This is a genomic window from Agromyces sp. P2_B3, assembly GCF_056404815.1.
Genome location: NZ_JBFUDH010000017.1, coordinates 1 through 18,518, shown reverse-complemented (window position 1 = coordinate 18,518; position 18,518 = coordinate 1). Strand labels below are relative to the sequence as shown.

General features: G+C 73.0%; 18 protein-coding genes. 12 read left to right on the top strand and 6 right to left on the bottom strand.

All coding sequences use genetic code 11. The features are described from left to right. Positions 1-25: 25 nt before the first annotated feature. The 10 genes from AC1DZA_RS17445 to AC1DZA_RS17400 all read left to right on the top strand — a co-directional run bounded on the left by AC1DZA_RS17445 (position 26) and on the right by AC1DZA_RS17400 (position 10,998). Entirely contained in the window at positions 26-1,114 is a 1,089-nt protein-coding gene (locus AC1DZA_RS17445) for a class I SAM-dependent methyltransferase (RefSeq protein ID WP_476773708.1), read from the top strand. Positions 1,115-1,190: 76 nt separating this feature from the next. Continuing rightward, the gene (hemQ, locus tag AC1DZA_RS17440; protein WP_309975359.1) at positions 1,191-1,928 is read left to right on the top strand and encodes a hydrogen peroxide-dependent heme synthase; all 738 of its coding nucleotides are present in this window, start codon (positions 1,191-1,193) and stop codon (positions 1,926-1,928) included. A gap of 152 nt (positions 1,929-2,080) precedes the next feature. After that, complete coding sequence (locus tag AC1DZA_RS17435) at positions 2,081-3,247, top strand: ferrochelatase (RefSeq protein ID WP_476773736.1); 1,167 nt, start codon at positions 2,081-2,083, stop codon at positions 3,245-3,247. Further along, on the top strand, positions 3,244-4,248 hold the full coding sequence (hemC, locus tag AC1DZA_RS17430; RefSeq protein ID WP_476761169.1) for a hydroxymethylbilane synthase: 1,005 nt from the start codon (positions 3,244-3,246) through the stop codon (positions 4,246-4,248). The genes AC1DZA_RS17435 and hemC overlap by 4 nt, the downstream gene beginning before the upstream one ends. Continuing rightward, positions 4,245-5,054 carry a uroporphyrinogen-III synthase gene (locus tag AC1DZA_RS17425; protein ID WP_476773707.1) on the top strand — a complete coding sequence of 270 codons (810 nt, stop codon included), beginning with the start codon at positions 4,245-4,247 and terminating at the stop codon, positions 5,052-5,054. Before hemC ends, AC1DZA_RS17425 begins: the two co-directional genes overlap by 4 nt. Positions 5,055-5,276: 222 nt before the next feature. Continuing rightward, positions 5,277-6,275: a porphobilinogen synthase gene (hemB, locus tag AC1DZA_RS17420; RefSeq protein ID WP_476773706.1), complete on the top strand. Its 999-nt coding sequence runs from the start codon at positions 5,277-5,279 to the stop codon at positions 6,273-6,275. Beyond that, a complete protein-coding gene (gene hemL / locus AC1DZA_RS17415; protein WP_476773705.1) occupies positions 6,272-7,618 on the top strand; it encodes a glutamate-1-semialdehyde 2,1-aminomutase in 1,347 nt (448 codons plus the stop codon). The genes hemB and hemL overlap by 4 nt, the downstream gene beginning before the upstream one ends. 130 nt (positions 7,619-7,748) lie before the next feature. Beyond that, positions 7,749-8,132, top strand: a complete 384-nt coding sequence (locus AC1DZA_RS17410) for a hypothetical protein (RefSeq protein ID WP_476773704.1) — start codon at positions 7,749-7,751, stop codon at positions 8,130-8,132. 591 nt (positions 8,133-8,723) lie between these two features. Further along, positions 8,724-9,803: a glycosyltransferase family 2 protein gene (locus tag AC1DZA_RS17405; protein WP_476773703.1), complete on the top strand. Its 1,080-nt coding sequence runs from the start codon at positions 8,724-8,726 to the stop codon at positions 9,801-9,803. A gap of 22 nt (positions 9,804-9,825) precedes the next feature. Next, positions 9,826-10,998 carry a DegT/DnrJ/EryC1/StrS family aminotransferase gene (locus AC1DZA_RS17400; protein ID WP_476773702.1) on the top strand — a complete coding sequence of 391 codons (1,173 nt, stop codon included), beginning with the start codon at positions 9,826-9,828 and terminating at the stop codon, positions 10,996-10,998. 448 nt (positions 10,999-11,446) lie between these two features. Here the strand turns inward: AC1DZA_RS17400 and AC1DZA_RS17395 are convergent, their stop codons facing one another. The 6 genes from AC1DZA_RS17395 to AC1DZA_RS17370 form a co-directional block, all read right to left on the bottom strand. Next, positions 11,447-11,827: a DUF1304 domain-containing protein gene (locus AC1DZA_RS17395; RefSeq protein ID WP_476762664.1), complete on the bottom strand. Its 381-nt coding sequence runs from the start codon at positions 11,825-11,827 to the stop codon at positions 11,447-11,449. Between the two features lie 35 nt (positions 11,828-11,862). Next, positions 11,863-13,035 carry a winged helix DNA-binding domain-containing protein gene (locus AC1DZA_RS17390; protein WP_476773701.1) on the bottom strand — a complete coding sequence of 391 codons (1,173 nt, stop codon included), beginning with the start codon at positions 13,033-13,035 and terminating at the stop codon, positions 11,863-11,865. A 2-nt stretch (positions 13,036-13,037) separates the two neighbouring features. After that, positions 13,038-13,859, bottom strand: coding sequence for an ABC transporter permease (locus AC1DZA_RS17385; protein WP_476762662.1), 822 nt, complete (start codon positions 13,857-13,859; stop codon positions 13,038-13,040). Continuing rightward, positions 13,859-14,755 (bottom strand): ATP-binding cassette domain-containing protein, encoded by an 897-nt coding sequence (locus tag AC1DZA_RS17380; protein WP_476773700.1) that lies wholly within the window; start codon positions 14,753-14,755, stop codon positions 13,859-13,861. Before AC1DZA_RS17380 ends, AC1DZA_RS17385 begins: the two co-directional genes overlap by 1 nt. Before the next feature lie 146 nt (positions 14,756-14,901). Then, a complete protein-coding gene (locus AC1DZA_RS17375; RefSeq protein WP_476773699.1) occupies positions 14,902-15,675 on the bottom strand; it encodes an isocitrate lyase/PEP mutase family protein in 774 nt (257 codons plus the stop codon). A gap of 70 nt (positions 15,676-15,745) precedes the next feature. After that, positions 15,746-16,957, bottom strand: coding sequence for a cysteine desulfurase-like protein (locus AC1DZA_RS17370; RefSeq protein ID WP_476773698.1), 1,212 nt, complete (start codon positions 16,955-16,957; stop codon positions 15,746-15,748). Between the two features lie 73 nt (positions 16,958-17,030). Here AC1DZA_RS17370 and AC1DZA_RS17365 point away from each other — a divergent pair, with 73 nt between their 5' ends. Both AC1DZA_RS17365 and AC1DZA_RS17360 read left to right on the top strand, forming a co-directional pair. Then, on the top strand, positions 17,031-17,981 hold the full coding sequence (locus AC1DZA_RS17365; RefSeq protein ID WP_476762658.1) for an LssY C-terminal domain-containing protein: 951 nt from the start codon (positions 17,031-17,033) through the stop codon (positions 17,979-17,981). Continuing rightward, a complete protein-coding gene (locus tag AC1DZA_RS17360) occupies positions 17,978-18,511 on the top strand; it encodes a hypothetical protein (protein ID WP_476773697.1) in 534 nt (177 codons plus the stop codon). Before AC1DZA_RS17365 ends, AC1DZA_RS17360 begins: the two co-directional genes overlap by 4 nt. The last annotated feature ends 7 nt before the right edge of the window (positions 18,512-18,518 follow it).

Sequence of the window (18,518 nt, the reverse complement as noted above, 5' to 3'; positions counted from 1 at the left end):
GGCCGCGCAACGAAGGGAGTCGACGATGACGACGGATGACCAGCAGGACCCGGGGACCGCCTTCGCAGAGCATGTGGTCGACACGACCATCGCCACCTTCGAGCTGCTGAGCATCTACGTGGGCGACCGGCTCGGCTGGTATCGCGCGCTCGCCGATGCGGGTCCGCTCGATGCGCCGACGCTCGCCGAGCGCACCGGCACCCACGAACGCTACGCCCGGGAGTGGCTCGAACAGCAGGCGGTATACGGCATCCTCACCGTCGAAGACGTGGACGCCGCGGCATCCGCTCGCCGTTTCACGTTGCCGGCCCGACACGCCGAGGCGCTCACGAACCCCGACTCGCTCGACTACGTCGCGCCGCTCGGACGGTTCGCGGCGGCGATCGGCGCGCAGCTCGCACCACTGCTCGAGGCGTACCGCGCCGGAGGCGGCGTGGCGTGGGCCGACCTGGGCGAGGACGCGCGCGATGCCCAGGGCGACCTCAATCGCCCGTGGTTCCTGCAGCGGCTCGGTGACGCGCTCGCGGGCGTGGCGCCGCTGCACGAGGTGCTCTCCCGGCCCGGCGCGCGCGTCGCCGACGTCGGCAGCGGACACGGCTGGTCGTCGATCGCCCTCGCCCGGGCCTACCCGAGCGCTCGCATCGAGGGCTTCGACGTCGATGCGGCATCGGTCGTCGCAGCGCGGCGCCACGCCGAGGAAGCCGGCGTCGCGGAGCGCGTGCGCTTCCACCACGTCGCCGCGGAGGGGCTCGCCCAGGACGCCGCGTTCGATGCCGCGTTCGTCTTCGAGGCGCTGCACGACATGCCGTTCCCCGTCGACGTGCTGGCCGCGATCCGGCGGGCGGTGAAGCCCGACGGGGAGGTCGTGATCATGGATGAGGCGGTCGCACCCGCGTTCGCGCCCGATGGTGACGGCGCGGAGCGGATGATGTACGGCTACAGCATCTTCGTGTGCCTGCCCGACAGCCTCTCCGCACCGGGCTCGGTCGGCACGGGAACCGTGATGCGGCAGGCGACGCTCGAGCAGTACGCGCGGAAGGCCGGCTTCTCGGGCATCGAGGAGCTGCCCATCGACGGCTTCGCCTCGTTCCGCTTCACACGCCTCGTCCGCTGACGACGTCAGCGGGCCCGGCGGTCCCGACCGCCATGACGCTTTTGGCCGATGACGCGGAAAGGGGGAGACTGGAGGCATGTCTTCCCCCGCTGCCGAAGCGGCAGCCGACGCGCTCCACACTGAATCCGACGCCGAGCAGTCTCCCGAGGGCTACACGGTGTTCGCCGTGTTCCGAAAGGACCCGGCGCGACCCGACGACCTCGACGGGCACGACGTGCCCCGTTTCGTGCGCGAACTCGACGACATGATCGGCCTCGTCGAGGACGAATCCGTCACCGTGCGCGGGATCTACGACGTGTCGGGCCTGCGCGCCGACGCCGACGTGATGCTCTGGCTGCACGGCCCGACCGCCGAGGGGCTGCAGTGGGCGCTTCGCGAGCTGCGGCGGGCCCGACTGTTCCGCGCACTGCTGCCGACGTGGAACGCGATGGGCGTGCACCGCGACGCCGAGTTCAACAAGTCGCACGTGCCCGGGTTCCTGCGCGGTATCGAGCCCAAGGCCTGGCTCACCGTCTACCCCTTCGTGCGCAGCTACGACTGGTACCTGCTCGCTCCCGAGGAGCGCGGGCGCATGCTCGCCGAGCATGGCCGCAAGGGCGCCGCCTTCCGCGGGGTCATCGCCAACACCGTCTCGTCGTTCGCGCTCGGCGACTACGAGTGGCTGCTGCCCCTCGAGTCCGACGAGCTCACCGACCTCGTCGACCTCATGCGCGACCTGCGCGCCACCGACGCCCGACGCCACGTGCGCGAAGAGGTCCCCTTCTACACGGGCCGCCGCATCTCGACCGCCGAGCTCGTCGAGGTGGTGCAGTAGTGGCCGCCGTGAACCTCGGCTCGTCGGGCGCGACGGATGCCCCGGGCGCTCCGGGCCTGACCGGTGCTCCTGGTGCGACGGATGCCCCGGCCACCGCGCATCGCGGACACAAGCCCGCGCCCGCGGCATCCGCCCCCTGCGCCGCCGGCGCCATCGTCCCCGGCGCGACGCCCGCGGCCCAGCAGGGCCCGGCGCACGTCGAGGAGCCGGTCGCGTACGACGCGATCCTGCTGGCCGGGTTCGGCGGCCCCGAGGGCCAGGACGACGTGATCCCCTTCCTCCGCAACGTGACGAGCGGCCGCGGCATCCCCGACGAGCGCCTCGAGGAGGTCGCCCACCACTACCGCCACTTCGGCGGGGTCAGCCCGATCAACGAGCAGAACCGCCGGCTGAAGGCCGCCCTCGAGGCCGAGCTCGCGAGCCGCGGCATCGACCTGCCCGTGCTGTGGGGCAATCGCAACTGGGACCCCTACCTCAACGACGCGCTCGACGAGGCGAAGGCCGCCGGCCACACGAAGCTGCTCGCCATCGCGACGAGCGCCTACAGCTCCTACTCGAGCTGCCGGCAGTACCGCGAGGACTTCGCCGACGCGCTCGCCGACACGGGCCTGGGCGAGGGCGACCACGCCATCCAGATCGACAAGGTGCGCCAGTTCTTCGACCACCCGGGCTTCGTGCAGCCGTTCATCGAGGGCGTGCGCGACGGGATCGCCCAGCTCGAGGCATCCGTGCCCGGGCTCGACCGCACCACCCAGGTCGAGGTGCTGTTCGCGACCCACTCCATCCCCTCGACGGATGCCGCGAAGTCGGGCCCGGCCGAGCGCGGGTTCGGCGAGGGTGGCGCGTACGCCGCCCAGCATCGCGCGGTCGCCGAGGTCGTCATGCGGGAGGCCGGCGCGGCCGACGTGCCGTGGCAGCTGGTGTACCAGTCGCGCTCGGGGCCGCCCTCGATGCCGTGGCTCGAGCCCGACGTCAACGACGCGATCGGGGAACTGCCCGCTGCCGGACGCAAGGCCGTCGTCATCGTGCCGCTCGGCTTCGTCAGCGACCACATGGAAGTGATGTGGGACCTCGACAACGAAGCGCTCGAGACCGCCGAGGAGCACGGCCTCGCCGCCGTGCGCGTGCCGACGCCGGGCACCCATCCCGCGTACGTCGCCGGCCTGGTCGACCTCGTGCTCGAGCGCGTGAATGGCACGCCCGCATCCGAGCGACCCGCCGTGACGTCGCTGGGCCCGTGGTACGACGTGTGCCGCCCGGGATGCTGCGAGAACGTGCGCCTCGGGTTCCGCCCGGCACTGGCGGGGATCGCGCCATGAGCGGGTCGACGGCCTCCACTGCCCGTTCCGGCGCCGGCGCGGCCGGCTCAGGCGGCGTCATCCGCGTCGGCACCCGCGCGAGCGCGCTCGCCATGGCGCAGACCACGCAGATCGCCGAGCGCCTCGCCAAGGCCGCGAAGGCCGAGATCGAGCTCGTGCCCGTGACGACCGAGGGCGACACGTCGCGCGCCTCGCTGGCATCCCTGGGCGGCACCGGCGTCTTCGCCGCCGCCCTGCGCGAGGCGCTCCTGCGCGGCGAGTGCGACCTCGTCGTGCACTCGCTGAAGGACCTGCCGACCTCCGAGCACGAGGGGCTGCGCCTGGGCGCCGTGCCGAAGCGCGCCGACGCCCGCGACGCGCTCTGCGCCCGTGACGGCCTGACGCTCGCGACCCTCCCCGAGGGCGCCCGCGTCGGCACCGGCTCGCCCCGCCGCATCGCCCAGCTGCGCGCCGCCCGCCCCGACGTCATCGCCGTCGACCTCCGGGGCAACGTCGACACGCGGCTCGGCAAGGTCGCCTCGGGCGAGCTCGACGCGGTGCTGCTGGCCGCCGCCGGCCTCGGCCGCCTCGGGCGAGCGGATGCCGCGACCGACCTGCTTCCGCTCGACGAGTGGCCCACGGCCGCCGGGCAGGGCGCGCTCGCGATCGAGGTGCGTCGCGAGCGCGGCGACCGTGCGCTGGAGCGCGCGCTCGAGGCCGTCGACCACGGCGTCACCCGCTCCACGGTGCTCGCCGAGCGACTCGTGCTCGCCGGACTCGAGGCGGGCTGCGCGGCACCGGTCGGCGTCACGGCCTTCATCGACGACGAACTTCTGTTCCTCACGGCGAGCGTGTACAGTGCCGACGGGACGCAGCGGTTGACGAGCTCGCACGCCGCGACCCCCGAGAGCCGCTCGGCTGCCGACCTGGCGGATGCGGCTCGTGACGTCGCCGACCGCGTCGTCACGGAACTCCTCGGCAACGGTGCCGCCGATCTTGCACCTCGTGAGGAGTCGCAGTGAGCGAATTCGAATCGTTGACCGGTGCGATCGGCCTGCCCTTCCACGGCAAGCCGCTCGCCGGATGGCGCGTGCTCGTGCCCCGCGGCGGACCCTGGGGCGACGGCGTGGCCGCCGCATTGCGGGCCCGTGGCGCGTCGCCCATCGTCGCGCCGATGATCAACTTCGCGCCCACCGACGACCAGCCGGCCCTCGAGGCGGCCCTCGCCAAGCTCGCGTCGGGCGGATTCGACTGGCTCACGGTCACGAGCGCGACCACGGTCGACGTGCTCTCGTCGTACAACGCGGTGATCCCCGAGACGACGAAGGTCGCAGCGGTCGGCGAGACCACCGCTGCCGCCCTCGTCGCCGCCGGGTACCACGCCGACATCGTCCCGTCGGAGGACAACTCCGCGCGAGGCCTGCTCGAGGAGTGGGAGGCCGCGACCGAGGGGCAGAAGGGCCTGCGCGTCCTCGCGCTGCGTTCCGCGATCGCCAAGCAGGTGTTGTCGATCGGCCTCGCCCGCGCGGGCCACCACGTCGAGGCTGTCGTCGCCTACCGCACGGTGGGCGTGCCGGTCGCGCCCAAGGTCGCCGACGACGTGCGATCGGGGCGGGTCAACGCCGTGCTCGTGACCTCGGGCAGCGTCGCGGAACAGGTGCAGGAGCAGCTCGGTCCCATCCCCGACACCACGCTCGTCGCGGCCATCGGCCCGCAGACCAAGACGGATGCCGCGCAGATCGGCCTCCGCGTCGACGTCGTCGCGCGCGAGCGCACCGCCGAGTCGCTCATCGACGCGGTCGTCGAGGCGGCCACCGCCCACGCCTGACGCCTGACCCGGCGGCCCCATCCGACGGGACCCCGGCAGACGCGCGCCCGCGCGGCGGCATCCGCAATTCAGGTGATCGGCGGCTGCTCAGGCGCGAATCGCCGGCGCGCGCCTGAAACCCGCCCGATCGCCTGAATCGTGCGCCCCCGCGCAGTGGGGAGGTGAGCGGCGCCTGACGCCTGACCCGGCGGGCGCCCAGCCGGCGCGACGTAGGCTGGACGGGTGAGTTCCACGCCCGTTCCCCGCGTCCGCCCACGTCGTCTGCGAGAGGCCCCGGCCATGCGCCGCCTCGTCTCCGAGACGCGCCTGCACCCCGCCGACCTCGTGCTGCCGCTGTTCGTGCGCGAGGGCATCACCGCCCCGCTGCCGATCGCGTCGATGCCGGGCGTCGTGCAGCACTCGCTCGAGTCCCTGCCGCAGGCGGTGTCGGATGCCGCGGCCGCGGGCCTCGGCGGCGTGATGCTGTTCGGCGTGCCCGAGGTGCGCGACGCGCGCGGGTCGGGGGCCACCGACCCCGACGGGATCCTGAACGTGGCCACGCGCGTCGCCGTCGAGGCATCCGCCGGCCGTCTCGTGGTGCAGACCGACCTCTGCCTCGACGAGTTCACCGACCACGGGCACTGCGGCGTGCTCGACGACCGCGGACGTGTCGACAACGACGCGACGCTCGAGCGCTACACCGCGATGGCGCTCGAGCAGGCCCGCGCCGGCTCGCAGCTGCTGGGCCTGAGCGGCATGATGGACGGCCAGGTCGCCGCCGTGCGCGAGGCGCTCGACGAGGCCGGGCACGCCGATGCGGCCATCCTCGCCTACTCGGCGAAGTACGCGAGCGCGTTCTACGGGCCGTTCCGCGACGCAGTCGAGTCGACCCTCGAGGGCGACCGCCGCTCGTACCAGCTCGACCCGGGCAACCGGCGCGAGGGCCTCCGTGAGGCGATGATCGACATCGACGAGGGCGCCGACATCGTCATGGTCAAGCCCGCCGGCAGCTACCTCGACGTGCTCGCCGACGTCGCCGCGGCCTCCGAGGTGCCCGTGTGGGCCTACCAGGTGTCGGGCGAGTACGCGATGATCGAGGCCGCCGCCGCGCACGGCTGGATCGACCGCAAGCGCGCCGTCATCGAGTCGGTGCGCGCCATCCGTCGTGCCGGCGCCGACGCCGTGCTCACGTACTGGGCTCTCGAGCTCGCCGACTGGATCCGTGACGGAGACCTCGCATGAACGCACCTGCCGACACGACCATTGCCGACACGACCAACGTCGAGCTCTTCGCCCGGGCGCAGGCCGCCATTCCCGGCGGCGTGAACTCGCCGGTGCGCGCGTTCCGCTCGGTGGGCGGCACGCCGCGGTTCCTCGTGAGCGCCCGCGGCGCGTACGTCACCGACGTCGAGGGTCGCGAGTACGTCGACCTCGTCGCCGGCTGGGGTCCCGCGATCCTCGGGCACGCCGATCCACGGGTGATCGAGGCGGTGACGGATGCCGCGAGCCGCGGTCTCTCGTTCGGCTCGTCGACGCCCGCCGAGACCGAGCTCGCCGAGCTCGTCGAGGCCCGGGTCGCGCCGGTCGAGCAGCTGCGCCTCGTGTCGACCGGCACCGAGGCGACCATGAGCGCCATCCGCCTCGCCCGCGGATTCACCGGACGCGACGTGCTCGTGAAGTTCTCGGGCCACTATCACGGCCACTCCGACGGCCTGCTCGCCGAGGCCGGATCCGGGCTCGCGACCTTCGCGCTGCCCGGCTCGGCCGGCGTGCCCGCCGACATCGCCGCGCTCACCCTCGTGCTGCCCTACAACGACCTCGACGCGGTTCGCGCGGCGTTCGCCGAGCACGGCGATCGCATCGCCGCGGTCATCGTCGAGGCGGCCGCCGCGAACATGGGCGTCGTGCCGCCGCTGCCCGGCTTCAACCGCGCGCTCGTGGACCTCGCGCACGCCAACGGCTCGCTCGTCATCAGCGACGAGGTGCTCACCGGCTTCCGGGTGTCGGAGGCCGGCTGGTGGGGCGTCGAGCGAGGCGGCGAGGGCGAGTACACGCCCGACCTCCTCACGTTCGGCAAGGTCATCGGCGGCGGCATGCCCGTCGCCGCGCTCGGCGGTCGCGCCGACGTGATGCAGTACCTCGCGCCCGTCGGGCCGGTGTACCAGGCTGGCACCCTCTCGGGAAACCCCGTCGCGGTCGCCGCCGGCGTCGCCACGCTCCGGGCAGCGGACGCCGCGGTGTACTCGCGTCTCGACGCCGCCGCCGAGACGATCAGCGCAGCCGTGTCCGACGCGCTGGTCGCCGAGGGCGTGGCGCACGGGGTCCAGCGGGCCGGCAACCTGTTCAGCTTCGTGTTCGGCGAGGACGTGGCATCCGGCGTGCACGACTATGCCGGCGTGCAGCGGCAGGAGACGTGGCGGTACCCGGCGTTCTTCCACGCGATGCTCGATGCGGGCGTCTCGCTGCCGCCCTCGGTGTTCGAGGCATGGTTCGTGACCGCCGCCCACGACGACGACGCCATCGGCCGCATCATCGACGCGCTGCCCGCGGCCGCCCGCGCCGCGGCATCCGCTCGCCCGGCCTGAGGTCGCTGCTCGCTGCTGGAGCCCGCCGCCGGCGGGACGGATGGCGCGACACGCCTGACGCGGCGAAACCGTTATTCCATTGTGGGGTGGCGACGCGACGGCTGTCGCCGGCCTCGGGCAGGATGGAACCATGGCCAACCTTCGCGTGCATCCCGATCGGATCGAGGTTCACCTCACCCCGGCCGAGAAGGCGCTCGCGCTGCGTGCCGACGACATCGTGGTGCAGCGCGACGACATCCGCTCGGCGACCGTCACCGACGACCCGTGGGTGTGGATCCGTGGCATCCGCAAGCGGGGCAGCGAGGTGCCGCTCGTCGTGGCGGTCGGCGTGTGGAAGTACCACGGCGGCACCGACTTCGTCATCGTGAAGGGCAAGCGACAGGCCGTGGTGCTCGAGCTGGCCGACGGCGAGTTCACCCGCCTCATCCTGAGCACCAACCACTCGGCCACGCTCATCGACCGGCTGAAGCTCAACGAGCCGCCGTCGGCTGCCGACGGGCAACCCGCCGAGTAGGGCGCTTCGACGCCGAGGTGCGTCGACGGCGAATCGGTGCGCGAGGCCTCCGATGCACGGCGGTTCTGCGTTGCGGTTCGACCGTTTCCGGGTCAATGCCCCGAACGGGGGGAAGACTGCGCTCACCGCGAGGCGTAGAACTGTCTTCACCCGAGAAACATGAGGCGATCTCGAAACTGAGATCGTCGCGCGTTTTCACCCAGACCTCCCCTGGTCTGCGAACAAGCCCGATAGCACGCCGATGCGCATCCCCTTGCGTCCCGGCGTGGCGTATTACGACTCTCGTCCCCAAGGGTCTTCCCGTGTCCCACCCTGCCTGGCTCTCGACGTCGTCGGCCCTTCCGCGGCCACCGTCATCGGATTGCCCGTCTCCGCCCCTCAGGGCGGCGGGCAGGTCGCGGCGTGCGCCATCCCACGGACACGCGACAGGCTCATCCATCCGGCCATCAGGCCGCCCAGACGTCGGGGCGGGGGAGCGGATATCAGCCCAGTTGTCCGCCTCCCCCGTCACGACACCACCAGGCGCGCGTGCGGGGCACGGCAGCGCAGTCGCACCGAGCAGGTGGGTCGCACCGCGACCAAGGAGTCGGCGTGAGGGTGCGGTTCCCCGCTCCGACTGACGCGCGCCCCGCCGTCACCGTGGTGATCCCGTGCTACCGGCAGGGGCAGTACCTGGATGCCGCCGTCGGCGCAGTGCTCGCGCAGGACGACGTCGACCCGCGCGTCGTCATCGTCGACGACGCCTCGCCGGACGGTTCGCTTGCCGCGGGTCGACGGCTGGCCGTCGACGAGCGCGTGCAGGTCATCGCGCACGACGGGCGCGCCGGCCGCATCGCGTCGTGCAACGACGGCCTCGCGGTCGTGACGACGGAGTTCGTCTCCGTCGTGTCCGCCGACGACCTCGTCGCCCCCGGAGCCCTCGGACGAGCGGCACGGCTCATGCTCGCTGAGCCCACCGTCGGGATGGTGTACGGCAGGCCGCTCGAACTCGACGACGGATCAGATGCCGCCGGTGTCGGCGCCGGCACTCGTCGGGTCACCTGGACGGTGTGGCACGGCCACGAATGGATCCGGCTCGCCTGCTGGCGCGGTCGGAGCTTCATCCTCTCGCCCGAGGTCGTCGCGCGCATGGAGGCGGTGCGTCAGGTCGGGCCGTACGACGCACGCCTGCCCCACTCCGACGAGCTCGAGTTCCCGCTCCGCATGGCGGCCCGCTGGGACGTCGCGCGGGTGAACGGACCGCCGCAGGCGATGCACCGTGTGCACGCCGACGACACGAAGGACAGCGCATTCGACGGGATGGCGGAGCAGCTTCGCGAGCGCGCGGCGGCGTTCCGCACGATCGGGGCGCCCGGCACGCGCGAGGCGGTCCCGGGGTACGACCTCCTGCTCAGCCGGGCCGAACGGGCGGTCGCGCGGGAGGCATTGCTGCTGGCGCAACGCGAGCTCGACGGCGGCGGTGACGCGGACGTCGCATCCGACCTCTATCGCGTGGCCGGCGAGGTGCGCCGCTCGTCGCTGCGGCGACGTCGGGGTCGTGCCGTCGTGCGCGGCCTCCGTCGTGCGTACGCAGGAGGTTCGCCGCGACTGGCGCAGCGGTGCATCGAGGCCTGCCGCCGCCAGCTGGATCGGCTTCGATGGTCGTTCTGGAGACACGTGGGGATCTCATGACCGACGGGCAGGAGGTGGTCGGATGACCGTGCCGTTCACGGATCTCGCCGCGCAGCAGCACGAGGTGGACGACGAGGTGCTGCCCAGGCTGCGTGCCGCCCTGGCGTCGGGAGTGTTCGTCGGCGGACCAGAGGTCGATGCGTTCGAGCGCGAGTACGCGGCCTACACCGGCGCCCGGCACTGCGTCGGCATGGGCAGCGGAACTGACGCCCTCGAGGCGGCCCTTCGCGCCGTCGGCGTCGGCCAGGGCGTCGAGGTCATCCTCCCCGCCAATACGTTCATCGCCACGGCTGAGGCCGTCATCCGCGCCGGCGGCATCCCGGTCCTCGTCGACGTCGACGCGACTTCGCTGCTCATCGATCCCGACGCGGTCGAGGCGGCGTCGAGCACGGCGACGCGCGTCATCGTCGCCGTGCACCTCCATGGCCAGGCGGCGCCGGTCGAAGACCTGGTGCCCATCGCGCGCCGCATCGGCGCGGTGCTGGTGGAGGACGCCGCCCAGTCGCACGGCGCGAGGCGGCACGGCGAGGTGTCGGGCAGCCTCGGGCGCATCGCGGCGACCAGCTTCGCCCCCGGCACCAACCTCGGCGCCGCGGGCGACGGCGGCGCGGTCACGACCGACGACCCCTCGCTCGCGCGGGCAGTGCGCATGATCGGCTCGCATGGCAGCGAGGGCGGCGACGAGCATGAGCTGCTGGGCTTCACCTCCCGGCTCGACGCGGTGCAGGCCATCGTGCTCTCGGCGAAGCTCAAGCGCCTGGAGGACTGGAACGCCCGGCGACGCGCCGTGGCGTCGGTCTATTCGGCGCTCCTCCACGACATCGACGAGGTGGTCCTCCCGCAGGTCGCGAAGGGCAACGAGCACGTCTGGCACCACTACGTGGTCAGGGTCGCGAACCGCGAGCACGTGGCCGCGCAACTCGCCGCCGCCGGTGTCGCCACCGGCATCCACTATCCGGTCCCGCTGCACCGTTCTCGTGCCCTGGCCGACCAGCGGATCCGCCGGACCGACTGCCCGGTGGCGGATGCCGCGGCGGACGAGCTCCTCAGCCTGCCGATCTTCCCGCACATGACGGCCAGGCAGGTCGTGCGGGTGACCCGTGCGATGCGCGAGGCGTTCGGCCTCAGGCCGGAGGGCGACCCGTTCGTGCGTGAGCGCGCGATCGACGTGACGGGGGCGTGGCCCGCCGCGTGAACCCGGTCGCCCGAGATGGCGCTTGGTGACACACGGCCGGCGCGTCTTGGGGGCAAGAGGCAGGGACGCGCCGGCCGTGGTCGTCTACGGGGCTGCGGCCCGGAGCGCGACGACGAGGCGGCGGAGCGTGCGCAGCAGCGGCGCTTCCGGCATCGCGGTCGTACGGCGTTCGGAGGACGCGACCATGAGGGAGCCTCGGGACAGCCCAGGGGAGGGCGAGCGTTCAACGCGGAACGGGGCCGATCGATGCCGGCTCGTCAGTGGCCCAGTCGCGACGCCGGAGCGTCGCGCCTCTCGCACGCTGACACGTGCGATTCACTCGCGCCCGCCGAGCCGAGCGACCCTGAAGTCGCGATCGGCGGGAGTGCTCTGAAAGCTACGCCTGCCCGCGAACAGCGCATAGGACCCCATTCGGGGGAGGGTGGGCGGAGAGCCCGCCCCCGGCGGCTCAGGACAGGGCGAAGAGCACGAACCCGATGAGCGGCAGGGTGCCCTGGATCAGCGCGGGTCGCAGGTAGCCGCGGCCGGTCGTCGTCAGCACGAGGGCCGCGAGCACCATGCAGGCGGTGGTGAACAGCACGAGCGCCTTGCCGACGTCCACGGCGCCCGCCCAGTACATCACCAGCCCGAGTGCCGCCCCGATCCCGAGGAACAGGTTGTAGAAGCCCTGGTTGTAGGCCATCGGCCGGGTGGTGTCGGCCGACGCCTGGTCGGCGACACCGAACCGCTTCCACGTCGACGGGCGGGTCCACCACACGCTCTCCATGAGGAAGATGTAGCCGTGCAGGAGCGCGGCGAGGGCGACGAAGATGCTCGCGATGACGGCCATGGCGCGATCGTATCGGTCGGGCGCGCCGGGGGCGGTCAGGGCGCGGCGGCCGGCTGCGGCTCGACGGACATCGTGACCGGCACGCCGAGGAAGCATTCCAGGTCGGCGACGGATGCCGCGAGCGCGCGTTCCTCGGGAGCCGAGAACGCGCGCCACGGCACGACCCTGGCGGTCGCGCGCTTCGCCTGCACGACCGGCGCCCATCGTCCGGCCATGACGCCGTCGACCATGAGCGCGTGCAGGGGGAACTCCGCGTGCACCGCGTCGCGGTCGGCGGGGAGCAGGTAGGTGCGGGGTGCGGCGTAGCCCATGATGTACTCGTCGTACGCCTGCAGCAGGTCGGCCACGGGTCCGTCGGCGGTCGTCGGCGATGCGCCGTCGACAGATGCTGCGTTGACGGATGCTGCGCTGACGGATGCTGCGCTGACGGATGCCGCGTCGACGACGTGCCGCGTGCCCTCGACGTCGATCCACTCGAGGCGGCCGGAGCCGGCCCGGTCCGCGGCATCCGCGAACGCCTGCCGGGTGTCACCGAGCGTGAAGCCCGACCAGGTCGCGAAGTCGCGGTCGGTGACCGGGCCCCGCGAGGCGATGAAGCGCGCCGCCAGGTCGGCGAGCGCCTCGTCGCGCGGTCGCGGGGGCGAGGCCGGCACCCGTTCGTCGAAGGCGGCGTACGTGCGCTGCTTGCCGGCGTTCGCCCCGCTGATCGCGACGCGTTCCAGCTCGGCCGTCATCATGACGTAGACGAAGCTGAGGCCCGTGCTCTCGATCCCGCCGGCGTCGAGTGCCGCGGCGAGCTCGGCGCGGGTGCGATGCCCGCCCGCCAGTGACGCGGCGACGAGGTCCAGGGCACGGGCCGCGACGTCGCCCTCGATCCCGGTGCGACGGTAGTGCGTGCCGTTGGCGCGGTGCACCCGTTCGGCCGAGAGCTCCATGATCCAGCGGGCGTCGTCGGGGTGGAGGAAGTGCCACGTCGGTCGCAGCACGTGCGTGCGGAGGATCTCGCCCGCGTCGAGCGCGGCGGCGACGGATTCGGCATCCGGTCGCCGCTCGACGGGCACCCGCGCGGCGAGCCCCCACTGCGCCGGCACGAACTCCTGCGCCTGCACCGCCGCGAACCGCCGCACCACCTCGGGAGCCGACGCGTCGAACGGCGCGCGCAGTCCCTGCACGCGCAGGCGCAGTTCCCGCAGGCCGGCCAGGTCCACCGCTACTGCACGTCCCGTCGCCAGGTGGTGGCGCCGCCGATGACCGTCGCCAGCACGCCGATCGCGAGCAGCACGAGCCCGCCCTGCCACCAGTCCAGCGTCTGCGTTCCACCCGCCGACGCCATGCTGTAGAACGAGGCGCCGACGAGCGCGTCGCTCGCCGCCCCAGGCAGGAACTGCCCGATCGACGCCGTGACGTCGTTGAGCGACGCCGCCAGGCGCAGGATCGGCTCGACGAACTGGGTGAACGCGATCACGATGACGATGGCCGCGACCTGGTTCGGCACGAGCGAGCCGAGCCCGACGCCGATGGTCGCCCAGAGCGCCATCGCGAGGATGCCCCGGCCGACGAGCGCCCACGTGTCGCTGTCGCCCAGGCCGCTGTCGAGGCCGAACAGGGCGAGCGCTCCGGCGCCTGCGGCGACCGACGTGGCGAACGCGATCACGCCGAATCCGGCGCCCAGCACGAGCTCCGACGCGAACTTCGCGCCCAGCACGGTGGAGCGGTTCGGCTGGGCGAGGAACGTGGGCGTCAGCGTCTTGTGCCGGAACTCCCCGGTGACCGCGAGCGCGCCGAGCAGCACGGGGAACACGTAGCCCACCGACGAGGCGAAGCTGTAGAGCAGCGGAGCGAGCTGGGCCCCGGGCGGCAGCTGCGTGCTGCCGCCGGCCCGCGACGCGACATCCGGATTCTCGATCGCCCAGCCGAAGAACGCGCCGAGCCCGCCGGCGAGGAACGCGACGTAGGCGACGAGCAGGATGGCGAGCAGCCACCACATGCGCGTCGTGAAGACCTTCTGGAACTCCGAGCCGATCGCGCGCATCAGTGCACCTCCTCGCCGACGAGCGTGAGGAACGACTCCTCGAGTCCGGATTTCAGTCGATGCAGGGCGCTGAGCTCGACACCGCCGACGAAGGCCGCGTGTCCGACGAGGCCGGGATCGGGCTCGTCGACGATGAAGCCGCTGCGGCCCTCGGTGAACGCCAGTCCGGCCTGCTCGAGCGCCGCGGCGAGGCTCGGCCGGTCGGGGGAGTCGACGATCGTGCGCGGTGCGGCATCGAGCTCCAGGCTCGACAGCGTGCCGGTCTTCACGAGCCGGCCGCGCGAGATGATCACCACGTCGTCGACGCTCTGCTGCACCTCGCTGAGGAGGTGGGAGCTCACGAGCACCGTGCGTCCTTCGCGCGCGAGCCCCTGCAGGAACCCTCGGATCCATTTGATGCCCTCGGGGTCGAGCCCGTTGATGGGCTCGTCGAGCACGAACACGCCGGGGTCGCCGAGCAGCGTGTAGGCGAGCGAGAGCCGCTGGCGCATGCCGAGCGAGTAGCCGCCGACGCGCCGGTCGGCGAACTCGTCGAGGCCGACCTGTTCGAGCACCACCGGCACGCGGTCGCCCGGGATGCCCGCCGCGGTGGCGTACACGCGCAGGTGGTTGCGGGCCGTGCGGCCCGGGTGGAAGTTCGCGTCGAGCGCGGCGCCCACGGTGGCGAGGGGACGCGGGAGGTCGCGGTACGCGGTGCCGCCGAAGGTCGCAGTGCCGGCCGTGGCGCGCACGAGCCCGAGGAGCACCCGCAGGGTCGTCGTCTTGCCCGCGCCATTGGGGCCGAGGAACCCCGTGACGCGGCCGGGCTCCACCGTGAAGCTGAGGTCGTCGACCGCGGTCACGTGGCCGAACTGCTTGCTGAGCCCCGAGATCTCGATGGGGATGCCGCTCGTCATGCGCTCTCCTCACGTGCGGGGGCGTCAGCAGCCGCGGTGGGCCGAACCCCCGCACGGCCCCGGGCGGTGGGAACCGCCACAGGGCCACCCTAGCGACGGACCGGTGCGCGGGGCATCCGTCGGGCGGGGGATTCGCGGAGTGGGCGCTAGTTGAGCGGTCGGATGCCGGCGGGCAGCACGCCGCCGTCGTAGAGGTAGCTCGCCAGGTCCTGCAGCTCGGCGAGCACGACGCGCTGGCTGTACGGGCCGTAGGAGAGGCGCGCGACGCCGAGCTCCTGGAGGCGCGTGGGCGTGGGCACGTCGGGGAGCCCGATGAGGCTGACCCGCTGCTCGCCGAGCCCGGCGACGAGCTCGACGACGACGTCCTCGCCGAAGTTGCCGGGCACGAAGACGCAGGTGGCGCCGGCCTCGAGGTAGGCGCGCCCGCGCTCGATCGCGTCGGCGACGTTCGCGTCGCGCTCGCGGTCGCGACCGCGGAGGAACGCGTCCGTGCGCGCATTGAGCACGAACGGCACGCCCTCGGCCTCGCCGGCGGCCACGGCTGCTTCGACGGCGGCGACCGACTCGGCGAGGGGCTTCAGCTGGTCCTCGAGGTTCGCCCCCGCCACGCCCAGGCCGATTGCGCGCCGGATCGTCTCGCCCGGGTCGCCGTAGCCGGCCTCGAGGTCGGCGGTGACGGGAACGTCGACGGCGGCCGCGATGCGCCCCACCATGTCGAGCATGAGGTCGACGGGGATCTGCTCGCCGTCGGGGTAGCCGAACGTGGCGGCGATGGAGTGGCTGGCCGTCGCGATCGCGCGGGTGGCGTGCAGCGCGGCCACGGCCTTGGCGCTCACGACGTCCCACACGTTCACCACCTGCAGCAGTTCGGGGTCGGTGTGCAGGCGGCGGAGTTCGGCAGCGGTCTCGGCGAGGGTCATCCGCTCAGCCTACGGACCGGGGCGGCGGCGCGACACCCGCCCGGTCAGCGCAGCGACTCGGCGCAGGCCGTCAGCGCAGCGCCCAGGCGAGCCCCTCGAGCAACCGGTCCACGTCGGCGTCGTCGGTGTAGGGCGCGAGGCCCATCCTCAGGCCGCCCGCATCGCCGAGGCCGAGGTGCCGCGACGCCTCCAGCGCATAGAAGTTGCCCGACGGCGCGAGCACCTTCCCCTCGGCGAGCGACCGGGTCAGGTCGGCCGCCGCGCGGCCCTCGAACGTGGCGAGCAGGGTGGGCGTGCGCCGCGCCGCACGTGACCGGATCGACGCACCCGGCAGGGCGGCCAGCCCCTCCTCGAGCCGGGCGAGCAGGCGCGCCTCGTGCTCGTGCAGCGCGGCATACGACGCGGTGAGGCGCTCCCGGCGCGACTCCGCCGCCTCGGCCGCGTCGGGGTCGAGCCCCGCCAGCACGTCGACGGCGGCCGTGACCCCCGCCAGCAGCTCGTAGGGGAGCGTGCCGAACTCGAACCGCTCGGGCACCACGTTGGTCGCCGGCAGCAGCTTGTCGGGCAGGATCCGCTCGAGCAGTTCAGGCCGGGCCGCGAGCACGCCGCAATGCGGGCCGAGGAACTTGTAGGGCGAGCACACGTAGAAGTCGGCGCCCAGTGCACCGACCGCCGGCAGCTCGTGCGCGGTGAGGTGCACGCCGTCGACGAACACGAGCGCGCCGGCGTCGTGCGCCGCGGCGGCGATCCCGGCGACGTCGGGCTTCGTGCCCAGCAGGTTCGACGCGCCCGTCACCGCGACGACGCGGGTGCGATCCGAGAGCGTCGCGGCCGCGGCATCCGTCGAGAGCTCTGCGGTGTCGGGGTCGAAGTCGACCCAGCGCACCGTCGCGCCCGCGTGCTCGGCCGCCTGCACCCACGGCCGCACGTTCGCGTCGTGGTCGAGGCGGGTGACCACCACCTCATCGCCGGGACCCCACTCGCGTGAGAGATGCCGCGAGAAGTCGTAGGTCAGCTGCGTCGCGCTGCGGCCGTGCACGATGCCGCGGGGGTGCGCGTCGAGCAGGTCGGCCATCGCCAGCCGGAACCGGTGCACCGCGGCCTCGGCGCGCTCCTCCGACTCGCCGATGGTGCCCCGGTTCGAGAGCGGACCGGTGAGCACGGATGCCACGGCGTCGCCCACCGCGCGGGGCGTCTGCGTGCCGCCCGGACCATCGAAGTGCGCCCAACCGCTCTCGAGCGAGGGGAACAGCGAACGGATGCGCGCGACGTCGTAGGCCATGCGGGCAGCCTAATCACGGCGGGGCGGCGGCACGAGCGGCCGTCGGCGTGGTCCCGCGGACTAGCATGCAGTCATGGGCGGGGTGGGCGCCGAGGCATCCGGTGCGGCAGGCGAGGCGCCACGGCGCGGGTTCTCGTTCAGCGCGCTGCTCGACGGCTTCTTCTTCGTCTTCGCCGGGCTCGCGGCCATCTGGCTCGCCTACCTGCTGTTCACCGAGTCGTTCTCGTTCGGCTGGTGGGGCATCCTCGGCTTCGTGCTGTTCTGGGCGCTGCTCGCCTACCTCGTGCTGCCACGGCTGCACCGCATCCTCACCACCATCTACGTGCCCGACTACTTCATCGGTCGCGCCCGCACGAGCGACGGACTCCTCGGCGACCCCGTGAACCTCGCGGTGCTCGGCGACGAGGCACAGCTGCACGCCGCGATGCTCGCCGCCGGGTGGACCCGCGCCGACGAGGTGACCCTCGGCTCCAGCTGGCGCATCGTCACGTCCACCGTGACCCGGCGCAGCTACGACGAGGCGCCGGTGAGCCCGCTCTTCCTGTTCGGGCGGCAGCAGGACTCCGCGTACCAGCAGGAGGTGGCCGGCAACCCGGCGAAGCGGCACCACGTGCGCTTCTGGCGCTGCCCCGACGGCTGGCTGCTTCCCGGTGGATCCCGCGTCGATTGGCTCGCCGCGGGCACGTTCGACCGCGCCGTCGGCTTCTCGCTCTTTACCCTGCAGGTCACGCACAAGATCGACGCCGACACCGACGTCGAACGCGACCACATCGTCACCACGGTGCGCGACGCGCACCCCGCCGTGCGCGTCGAGGTGCTGCGCGACTTCGCGACCGGCTACCACTCCCGCAACGGCGGCGGCGACTCGATCATCACCGACGGCGACCTGCCAGTGATCGACGTGCGCGGTGTCCCGGTGGCGGATGCCGCGGCGGCGGTGTCGGTTCGGGATGCCGCGACGGACGCGTCGGTTCCGGATGCCGCGGCCGGGGCATCCGCGCTCGCAGCAGGCGGTGACGCATGACCGCCGTCGAGAAGCGCCCGGCGTTCGAGCCGCCGGCCGCGCTCGTCGCGCCAGTCGCGGGTCCGCCCGTCATGCGCCGGCCCATCTCGACCACCGTCGGCGCGGCACTCGTGCTGCTGCGGGTGCTGGCGGGTGCCGTCTGGCTGGGCGCGCTCTCCCTCCAGTGGGACCAGGTCTTCACCGAGGCGGTCGACGAGGTCGGCGACCCGATCACCGGCGACGCGTTCGCGGCGACATCGCAGGCCGTCTACACGTTCACCGTCATCCTGATCGGCGTCGTGCTGCTCATCGACCTCGTGCTCGGCGTGCTGACGTGGCTCGGCCTCAACTGGCCGCGCATCGTGGTCATGGTGATCTCGACCATCAGCATCAGCTCGTCGTTCGTGACCTGGTGGGTCGGCGACCAGGAGATCACGCTGCAGACCACGTTCGTGACGCTCGCGCTCGACATCCTGGTCATGCTCGCCCTGTCGAGCCGCTCGGCCCGGGCCTACGCCCGCCGCCCGCGCGCGCCCGGCCGCGCGCGCTGACCGCCGC

Bases quoted from the DNA above. Each gene is read 5' to 3' on its own strand.
- AC1DZA_RS17445 (WP_476773708.1), top strand. From the start codon at position 26: ATGACGACGGATGACCAGCAGGACCCGGGGACCGCCTTCGCAGAGCAT.
- hemQ (WP_309975359.1), top strand. From the start codon at position 1,191: ATGTCTTCCCCCGCTGCCGAAGCGGCAGCCGACGCGCTCCACACTGAA.
- hemC (WP_476761169.1), top strand. From the start codon at position 3,244: ATGAGCGGGTCGACGGCCTCCACTGCCCGTTCCGGCGCCGGCGCGGCC.
- hemL (WP_476773705.1), top strand. From the start codon at position 6,272: ATGAACGCACCTGCCGACACGACCATTGCCGACACGACCAACGTCGAG.
- AC1DZA_RS17410 (WP_476773704.1), top strand. From the start codon at position 7,749: ATGGCCAACCTTCGCGTGCATCCCGATCGGATCGAGGTTCACCTCACC.
- AC1DZA_RS17400 (WP_476773702.1), top strand. From the start codon at position 9,826: ATGACCGTGCCGTTCACGGATCTCGCCGCGCAGCAGCACGAGGTGGAC.
- AC1DZA_RS17395 (WP_476762664.1), bottom strand. From the start codon at position 11,827: ATGGCCGTCATCGCGAGCATCTTCGTCGCCCTCGCCGCGCTCCTGCAC.
- AC1DZA_RS17385 (WP_476762662.1), bottom strand. From the start codon at position 13,859: ATGCGCGCGATCGGCTCGGAGTTCCAGAAGGTCTTCACGACGCGCATG.
- AC1DZA_RS17380 (WP_476773700.1), bottom strand. From the start codon at position 14,755: ATGACGAGCGGCATCCCCATCGAGATCTCGGGGCTCAGCAAGCAGTTC.
- AC1DZA_RS17375 (WP_476773699.1), bottom strand. From the start codon at position 15,675: ATGACCCTCGCCGAGACCGCTGCCGAACTCCGCCGCCTGCACACCGAC.
- AC1DZA_RS17370 (WP_476773698.1), bottom strand. From the start codon at position 16,957: ATGGCCTACGACGTCGCGCGCATCCGTTCGCTGTTCCCCTCGCTCGAG.
- AC1DZA_RS17365 (WP_476762658.1), top strand. From the start codon at position 17,031: ATGGGCGGGGTGGGCGCCGAGGCATCCGGTGCGGCAGGCGAGGCGCCA.
- AC1DZA_RS17360 (WP_476773697.1), top strand. From the start codon at position 17,978: ATGACCGCCGTCGAGAAGCGCCCGGCGTTCGAGCCGCCGGCCGCGCTC.